The organism is bacterium, assembly GCA_040753085.1.
Classification (GTDB): Bacteria; UBA9089; JASEGY01; order JASEGY01; family JASEGY01; genus JASEGY01.
In genome coordinates this window covers 1-7,247 of the sequence record JBFMHI010000141.1, presented here as the reverse complement: position 1 = coordinate 7,247, position 7,247 = coordinate 1, and the positions used below count along the sequence as shown (strand labels likewise).

At 45.3% G+C, this 7,247-nt stretch carries 11 protein-coding genes and 1 pseudogene; all 12 read left to right on the top strand.

Annotated elements, in window-relative coordinates; genetic code table 11:
* Positions 1-149 precede the first annotated feature (149 nt).
* The 12 genes and pseudogenes from AB1797_11790 to AB1797_11735 all read left to right on the top strand — a co-directional run bounded on the left by AB1797_11790 (position 150) and on the right by AB1797_11735 (position 7,147).
* On the top strand, positions 150-977 hold the full coding sequence (locus tag AB1797_11790) for an FAD/NAD(P)-binding protein (GenBank protein ID MEW5768278.1): 828 nt from the start codon (positions 150-152) through the stop codon (positions 975-977).
* A 45-nt stretch (positions 978-1,022) separates the two neighbouring features.
* Positions 1,023-1,187 (top strand): hypothetical protein, encoded by a 165-nt coding sequence (locus tag AB1797_11785; GenBank protein MEW5768277.1) that lies wholly within the window; start codon positions 1,023-1,025, stop codon positions 1,185-1,187.
* A 114-nt stretch (positions 1,188-1,301) separates the two neighbouring features.
* The gene (locus AB1797_11780) at positions 1,302-1,505 is read left to right on the top strand and encodes a DUF5678 domain-containing protein (GenBank protein MEW5768276.1); all 204 of its coding nucleotides are present in this window, start codon (positions 1,302-1,304) and stop codon (positions 1,503-1,505) included.
* On the top strand, positions 1,502-1,906 hold the full coding sequence (locus AB1797_11775; GenBank protein ID MEW5768275.1) for a hypothetical protein: 405 nt from the start codon (positions 1,502-1,504) through the stop codon (positions 1,904-1,906). Before AB1797_11780 ends, AB1797_11775 begins: the two co-directional genes overlap by 4 nt.
* 59 nt (positions 1,907-1,965) lie before the next feature.
* A pseudogene (locus AB1797_11770) lies at positions 1,966-2,334 on the top strand (FAD-dependent oxidoreductase).
* Positions 2,335-2,397: 63 nt separating this feature from the next.
* Positions 2,398-2,844 (top strand): NAD(P)H-dependent oxidoreductase subunit E, encoded by a 447-nt coding sequence (locus tag AB1797_11765; GenBank protein ID MEW5768274.1) that lies wholly within the window; start codon positions 2,398-2,400, stop codon positions 2,842-2,844.
* Positions 2,845-3,140: 296 nt separating this feature from the next.
* Positions 3,141-3,524: a (2Fe-2S) ferredoxin domain-containing protein gene (locus AB1797_11760; GenBank protein ID MEW5768273.1), complete on the top strand. Its 384-nt coding sequence runs from the start codon at positions 3,141-3,143 to the stop codon at positions 3,522-3,524.
* Between the two features lie 12 nt (positions 3,525-3,536).
* A complete protein-coding gene (nuoF, locus tag AB1797_11755; protein ID MEW5768272.1) occupies positions 3,537-5,324 on the top strand; it encodes an NADH-quinone oxidoreductase subunit NuoF in 1,788 nt (595 codons plus the stop codon).
* 228 nt (positions 5,325-5,552) lie between these two features.
* Positions 5,553-5,810 carry a DUF4258 domain-containing protein gene (locus AB1797_11750; protein MEW5768271.1) on the top strand — a complete coding sequence of 86 codons (258 nt, stop codon included), beginning with the start codon at positions 5,553-5,555 and terminating at the stop codon, positions 5,808-5,810.
* 5 nt (positions 5,811-5,815) lie between these two features.
* Positions 5,816-6,109: a hypothetical protein gene (locus AB1797_11745; protein MEW5768270.1), complete on the top strand. Its 294-nt coding sequence runs from the start codon at positions 5,816-5,818 to the stop codon at positions 6,107-6,109.
* A 314-nt stretch (positions 6,110-6,423) separates the two neighbouring features.
* Positions 6,424-6,762: a nucleotidyltransferase domain-containing protein gene (locus tag AB1797_11740; GenBank protein MEW5768269.1), complete on the top strand. Its 339-nt coding sequence runs from the start codon at positions 6,424-6,426 to the stop codon at positions 6,760-6,762.
* On the top strand, positions 6,749-7,147 hold the full coding sequence (locus AB1797_11735; protein MEW5768268.1) for a HEPN domain-containing protein: 399 nt from the start codon (positions 6,749-6,751) through the stop codon (positions 7,145-7,147). Before AB1797_11740 ends, AB1797_11735 begins: the two co-directional genes overlap by 14 nt.
* Positions 7,148-7,247: the final 100 nt, after the last annotated feature.

Genomic DNA, 7,247 nt, shown 5'->3' with positions numbered 1-7,247 from the left:
TCCCTGTCCGTTCCATAGGCGGACAACCACAAGGGTTGTCCCTACAACCTAATCACGGACACGACTCCCGGACACGGTTCACGGAAATCCGTGTTTCATCTGTGTGCATCCGTGGCTGAACGGTTACGAGAAGTGATTGGAGAATTAGGATGAGCAACCCGTATTTCCCAATTCCCGTGAAGGTTTCCAGGATAATAGTTGAATCGAATGACAAGACTTTGAAGACCTTTGATCTTGCCTTGGTAAATGGGGATGAGAAATTCACCTTCCGGCCTGGACAATTCTGTGAGCTGTCAATCCTGGGCAAGGGAGAGGCCCCGTTTGGAATTGCCTCATCCCCAACCGAAGAAGACTATCTGAAATTCACGGTAAATAAGCTCGGCGTGGTGACCACCGCCCTCCATTATTTAGAGGAAGGGGAGATAATCGGCCTTCGAGGCCCCCTGGGAAATCACTACCCTGTTGATGAATTCAAGGGTAAGGGTGTAGTCATCATTGGTGGCGGTTTCGCCTTTACCACCCTGCGGGCCTTGACCGTCTATCTATTGAGCCATCGACAGGAGTATCAGGATATTACAGTCATATATGGAGCCCGTACCCCTGATCTGCTCCTTTACAAGGATGATTTAGGGGAATGGGAGAAGAGGTCTGATCTAAACCTCGTTCAAACCATCGATAAAAGGGTTGAGGGCTGGGATAAGCGAGTGGGGTATGTCCCCACAGTGACCAAGGAGGTGGCCCCATCATCGAAGGACGCCTATGCCGTGGTTTGCGGACCACCCATTATGATTAAGTTTACCCTACCCGTCCTTTTGGAACTCGGTTTCTTGCCAGAGCAAATAATCACCTCTTTGGAGATGAAGATGAAGTGCGGCATAGGCAAATGCGGCCGATGCAATATCGGCCCCAAATATGTCTGTATCGATGGCCCGGTCTTCAGCCTGGCCCAATTACAAGAGATGCCAAAGGAGTATTAAATAGAGACTTGCATCAGGAAAAACGGCTGTAGCTGCTAATCCTTAATGGGACATTCTTTTATTGTAACCGTTCATCACATGGATGCTGGATGCTCGATGCTCGATGCTGGATGCTTGATGCTCGAAGCTGGTAAAGGATCCCGTATCCAGTATCGAGTATCGAGCATCGAGGATCGAGCATCGAGGTTGTGTCTTTGTGCCAGTGGCTGAACGCTTACCTTTTATTTAGATTTTAAGGATGGGACAGATAGGGGACTGGGGGATATCGCGTGGCGGGTGTAAAATAGCCCCACCCAGGTGAATTTAGAGGAGGTAGTAAATCTAATGGAAGAAAATTACCTATTAAGGCATTCTCAGGAGTTCTCTGAAAAGTATCCAGGGAAATATATTGCCATCATTAAGAATGAGCTTGTGGCGATTGGTAGTAGTAATATCGAGGTATACAAAAAAGCCAAAGAACAGTATCCAGACGAAGAAGTATCTATAACCTATGTTCCTACTGACGAAGAGATGGTAACCCTATTATGAGGTTTCCTTACATTGAATTTAGGGGAAGATTCGCCCCAATGGTCCCAATTAGATTTAAACTTAAGGATAAAGAAGAGTGGGTTAAATTTCATGCCTATGTAGATTCGGGAGCAGGCTATAGTATATTCCACTCAGATGTTACAGAGATCTTGGGATTAAGGCTCGAGGATGGAAGAGTAGATTATGTCACAGTAGGGGATGGCTCTCAGATTAAGGTTTATTTACATCAAATCAAAATTCAGATGGCTACTGAGGAGTTTGAGGCGACAATCGGCTTCTCAAGAAACTTAGGTATTGGCTTTAATGTTATCGGTAGACTGGATCTATTTAGCAAGTTTAAGCTCTGTTTTGATGAAGAAGAAAAGATAATAGAATTTCATCCGAAGACAATAGAGAGTTAATAGAGATTGAGGGTAAAAAAACTTTTGACAATACCGAGGTTGTGAAGGGGAGATAGCTTATGGCAAATGGGAAAGTTGGGGCAGTCATGGTGGTTGGTGGCGGAATAGCTGGTATCCAGGCCTCCCTTGACTTAGCTGAACAGGGGTTCAAGGTCTATCTGGTAGAGAAGAATCCCTCTATCGGAGGTCATATGCCCCAGTTAGACAAGACCTTCCCCACCAATGACTGCGCTATGTGCATCCTGGCCCCAAAGCTGGTTGACTGCGGACGCCATCCCAACATCGAAATCATCACCCAGGCAGAGATTGAAGACCTTAAGGGAGAGGCAGGCCACTTCACCGTCTCCATAAATAAGCGGCCAAGATTCGTGGATTCATCAAAATGCACCGGCTGTCGGACCTGTGTGGAAAATTGCCCGGTCCAGTATAAGATCTACCTTGAGCCAGAAGAGAAGATCGAGATAAGACTTTCACCAGAGGACCTGGTAAAGATGAAAGGAATAATAGACCAATATAGGGGAGAGAGGGGGAGTCTGGTGCCCATCCTCCATGAGGTTAATATTGAGTATAAATATCTCCCTGAAAACATCTTAAGGTATATTTCTGAGGAATTAGACCTCCCCTTAAGCCTGATCTATCAGATCGCTACCTTCTATGATGCCTTCACCTTGACCCCAAAGGGTCTTTACTCAATCAGGGTCTGCACTGGGACGGCCTGCTATATCAAAGGAGGGGACAGACTCCTGGCCGCCTTTGAGAGGGGCTTGGATATCAAGGAGGGCGAGACGAGCCATGATCAAAGATTCAGTTTAGAGACGGTCTCCTGCCTTGGCTGCTGCGGTCAGGCCCCGGTATTGACTGTTAATGAAGAATTATACGGCCATATGACCCAGGCCAGGGTCAAGAAGGTGCTTGAGGCCTTGAGCCCTCAACCCTGATAAGTTTTGGTCTAATTAAAAGAATTTATAACTAAATGGTCGAAATAGGACACCTTAGAGGCTGCCTGAAAAGTCCCGTTAGGGACGTAATGTTTATAGACATGAGCGCCCACCGTTATTTTTAGCCCCGTTAGGGGCGACATGTTCGCTTTGTTAAGTTTACTTCTTGAACATTTCGCTTCTAACGGAGCTTGGGTTTATGAGAAAAACGGCTACTATAAACATTTTGCCCCTACGTGGCTGATTAACGCATCAACTTTTCAGACACGCTCTTAGAAAAAAGAGCGAGGAGATGTATGCCGAAGATAAGACCTGAAGACTTAGATAAGATCAGTGAAGAGATAAGGCGAACCACCCTTCTTCGTGAGGGCGCCGGTCGGGCCAAGGTCATCGTTCATATGAGCACCTGTGGGATTGCTGCCGGCGCCAGGACGATTATGAAGGCATTGATGGAGGAGATAGAAAGAGAACAGGTAAAGGATGTCCTCCTTACTACCTCCAGTTGTGCCGGTCTTTGCAGTCGAGAACCTATGGTTACCGTCGAGGTCCAGGATGAACCTCCGGTCAAATATATTGACCTAACTCCTGAAAAGGCTAAAAGAATCTTTACCCAGCATGTCCTTTCGGGTGAGATAGTAAAGGAGTATGCCTTGGGACTGGGAAGTGAAAGGCTGCTTTAAGAGGTCTGAGAGATGTATCGAACAAATGCCATGATTTGCACATGTACAAACTGTATTTCCAATGGGTCGTTACAGGTAAAAGAGGCCCTGGAGGCTGAGATTCTAAAGCAGGGCTTACAAGAGGAGGTCCAGGTAGTTCCAACGGGTGCCAGCGGCCTTTGCGTGCGTGGTCCGATTCTTATGGTTCAGCCGGAGGGAATTTTCTATCAGCTCCTTAAAAAGGAGGATGTTGCTTACTTGGTTAAGGAGCATTTTCTAAAGGGTAGACCGGTAAAGTCTTTGATGTATTATCCTCCTGGGGAAGAGACACCCATCCCTAAGATGATGGATATCCCGTTTTTTAAAGACCAGAGATTAATTGCCCTTCGCAACCGCGGGGTGATTGATCCTGAAAAGATCGAAGAGTATATTGCCCGCGGTGGGTATATGGCCTTATCAAAGGCGCTAACCTCAATGACCCCGGAGGAAGTAATTCAGGAGATAAAGGCTTCAGGACTTCGCGGCCGGGGTGGGGCCGGATTCCCCACCGGTTTAAAATGGGAGCTTTGTAGAAAGGCAGAAGGCGAACCAAAGTATGTCATCTGTAATGCCGATGAGGGTGATCCGGGTGCCTTTATGGATCGCTCGATTATCGAGGCCGACCCTCACTCAATCTTGGAGGGCATGGCTATTGGGGCATACGCCATCGGCGCTTGTGAAGGCTATGTGTATGTAAGAATTGAATATCCCTTAGCGATGGAGAGGATGAAAAAAGCGGTTGAGCAAGCGAAGGAGTATGGCTTGTTGGGTTCGGATATCTTTGGCACCGGCTTTAATTTCGAAGTCAAGATATTTAGAGGCGCCGGTGCTTTTGTCTGTGGAGAAGAGACCTCATTGATCGCCTCCATTGAAGGCAAGGCCCCGGAACCAAGGATGAAACCACCTTACCCGATCCAATCAGGCCTCTGGGGCAAACCGACCAATATTAACAATGTGGAGACCTGGGCCAATATCCCGGTTATTATCAATTGGGGGGCGAAGCCCTTCAGCCAGATGGGCACAGAGACATCTAAGGGAACCAAGGTCTTCTCCTTAGCGGGAAAGATAAACAATGCCGGTCTGGTTGAGGTCCCTATGGGTATCACCCTGCGCAAGATGATCTATGAAATTGGAGGGGGAATCCCAAACGGAAAGAGGTTTAAGGCCGTCCAGACGGGTGGACCTTCCGGTGGGTGTATCCCGGAGAGTCTTCTCGATCTACCGGTAGACTATGAGGAGTTGGCCAAGGCTGGCTCGATCATGGGTTCTGGCGGAATGATCGTTATGGATGAGAATACCTGTATGATCGATGTGGCCAAATACTTTCTGACCTTCCTCGATGGGGAGTCCTGTGGAAGATGCAGCTCCTGCCGGGAGGGAATCAGTGCGATGCTTGAGATTGTTACCAACATAACTGAAGGCAGGGGCCGGGAGGAAGATATCGACTTCTTACAAGAATTGGGAGCGGTGGTCAAGGATGTCTCTTTATGTGGATTAGGTCAGACGGCGTCAAACCCGGTGCTCTCCACCATTCGTTATTTCCGCGATGAATATCTGGCCCATATCCGAGAGAAGAGATGCCCGGCCGGTGTCTGTAAGGAACTGATTCGGTATTCCATCGATCCCGAAAGATGTTCGGGCTGCCTGGCCTGCGTTAAGGCCTGCCCGACTGAGGCGATTGTTGGAGAGAAGGAAGAGCCACAGAGTATAAACCAAGATAAATGTATCAAATGCGGGGCCTGCCTTGAGGCCTGTAAATTCGAGGCAGTAATCGTAAAGTAGAGATGAAGATTGAAGAGATCAAAGAGATTTTGGGGGCGGAGGTTATTGTAAAGACCAAGAAACCACAAGATGAATATAGGGGAGCTCGCCGTAGACGCTAATCCTCTCCTCTCAGCCATTATTGGTGGGAAAGCATTGAAAATTTTAAAGGAAGGACGGCAGTCAACTTTGCCTTTGATAGACTTCTTTTAATTAAAGAGGTTATTAATCATCATAAGGTCATAAGTTATGTCGATAGAGACAATTCGTAAGGATGTTAATTCTGAATGGATTACTTTTGGACCCCATTTGATTCAACGAATGTGGGAGAATGGCATATCAATCGATCAGGTTTTAGACACAATTCTAACTGGCACAGTTAACAAGAAAGAGAAAGATGAACGTTCGCGTGGTAAATTCAATAAATTTACAATTTCCAAGGGTGGTATTGTGGTTGTAGTAAAGGATTGTAATCCAGCATTTATTATTACAACGAAGAGGAGATGATTGTTATGCAATGCCCAAATGGTTGTCTATCCCCAATGGAGGAAAGGAAGGAAGAAAAGATTTTCCATCGTAACGGCGAATCCATCGTTGTTTCTGGTTTGATTATGTATATGTGCCCAGATTGTGGGCAAGAATCAATGCCCTTGTCATCGGCAAGAATGGTAGAGGATATTTTAAATGGAAGAGTCAAGCCATCCAGTAGATTTACTGCCGAGTTGTATGAAGTTAGTTTTGCAGAAGCCTCTCGGATAAAAGCCCCCAAAAAGGCTGAAGATCGACTTATTTTAGCCACTGATTGACACGGATTAGCACGGATAAATAATAGAGGACAGAAGGCGGAGTTGGAGGGACAGGGCTTGTCCCTGTCCGTTCCATAGGCGGACAATCACAAGGGTTGTCCCTACAACCTAATCACGGACATGACTCCCGGACACGGTTCACGGAAATCCGTGTTTCATCTGTGTGCATCCGTGGCTGAACGGTTACTTTCCGTGTTTCATCTGTGTGCATCCGTGGCTGAACGCTTACAAAGTTTTCATAAGTCATAGCGCCCGGGACCAAGGCCTAGTTATATAAAATTAAATGACGCAGGCGCAATATTGGAGGTTTTATAATGGTCAAAAAGAGGGAATTGCAAAAGTTAATTTCAGAAATAGTAGCAAAAATAGTATCTTCATATAACCCATCAAAAATAATTCTTTTCGGCTCTTATGCTTATGGAAAACCAGATGAAGATAGTGATATAGATATGTTTATTATTAAGGATACTGAAGAAAGACCTATTGACCGCTGGGTGAGTGTTTGTCAGATTGTTTCTGATAGAACACGACGCATTCCTTTTGAACCCCTTATTATTACCCCAAAAGAATTAGAAAGCCGAATAAGAATAGGCGACCAATTTATTATTGATGAGATATTAACCAAAGGAGAAGTGCTTTATGAAAAAAGATGAATCCCTTTATCCCGAAGATTGGTTTAAAATTGGAGCAAAAGAGATGAAGAGGGCGGAAAATTTACTTAACCTTGGTGACCTTGATGGTGCAGGATTTAATATCCAACAATCACTTGAAAAGTATATAAAAGGCTATCTTTTGTCAAAAAGATGGAAATTAAAAAGGATTCATAACTTAGAAACACTTTTAAATGATGTTGTTAACTATGAACCATCTTTTGAAGAATTCCGTCAAGAATGCCTAAAGATAACTTATTACTATGTTGAAGAACGCTATCCGTTTATTGTGGCATCTGAACTTACTGATGAAGAAATAAGGAATTCACTTCAAATAGCAAAGAGAATGGTTAATAAGATATTAAGTAACTACTCAGCCTCTATATAGTAGCCTTACCTAGCGAAACCACAACATATTGTGTTTAGGTGTTTAAAAGTTAGCTAAAATTCCTAAAAAACGGCTTTCTATGCAACCTATAAAAGGAGAC

Coding starts and splice junctions, on each gene's coding strand:
- AB1797_11790 (MEW5768278.1), top strand. CDS start 150: ATGAGCAACCCGTATTTCCCAATTCCCGTGAAGGTTTCCAGGATAATA.
- nuoF (MEW5768272.1), top strand. CDS start 3,537: ATGTATCGAACAAATGCCATGATTTGCACATGTACAAACTGTATTTCC.
- AB1797_11775 (MEW5768275.1), top strand. CDS start 1,502: ATGAGGTTTCCTTACATTGAATTTAGGGGAAGATTCGCCCCAATGGTC.
- AB1797_11735 (MEW5768268.1), top strand. CDS start 6,749: ATGAAAAAAGATGAATCCCTTTATCCCGAAGATTGGTTTAAAATTGGA.
- AB1797_11785 (MEW5768277.1), top strand. CDS start 1,023: ATGGGACATTCTTTTATTGTAACCGTTCATCACATGGATGCTGGATGC.
- AB1797_11750 (MEW5768271.1), top strand. CDS start 5,553: ATGTCGATAGAGACAATTCGTAAGGATGTTAATTCTGAATGGATTACT.
- AB1797_11740 (MEW5768269.1), top strand. CDS start 6,424: ATGGTCAAAAAGAGGGAATTGCAAAAGTTAATTTCAGAAATAGTAGCA.
- AB1797_11780 (MEW5768276.1), top strand. CDS start 1,302: ATGGAAGAAAATTACCTATTAAGGCATTCTCAGGAGTTCTCTGAAAAG.
- AB1797_11765 (MEW5768274.1), top strand. CDS start 2,398: ATGAAAGGAATAATAGACCAATATAGGGGAGAGAGGGGGAGTCTGGTG.
- AB1797_11760 (MEW5768273.1), top strand. CDS start 3,141: ATGCCGAAGATAAGACCTGAAGACTTAGATAAGATCAGTGAAGAGATA.
- AB1797_11745 (MEW5768270.1), top strand. CDS start 5,816: ATGCAATGCCCAAATGGTTGTCTATCCCCAATGGAGGAAAGGAAGGAA.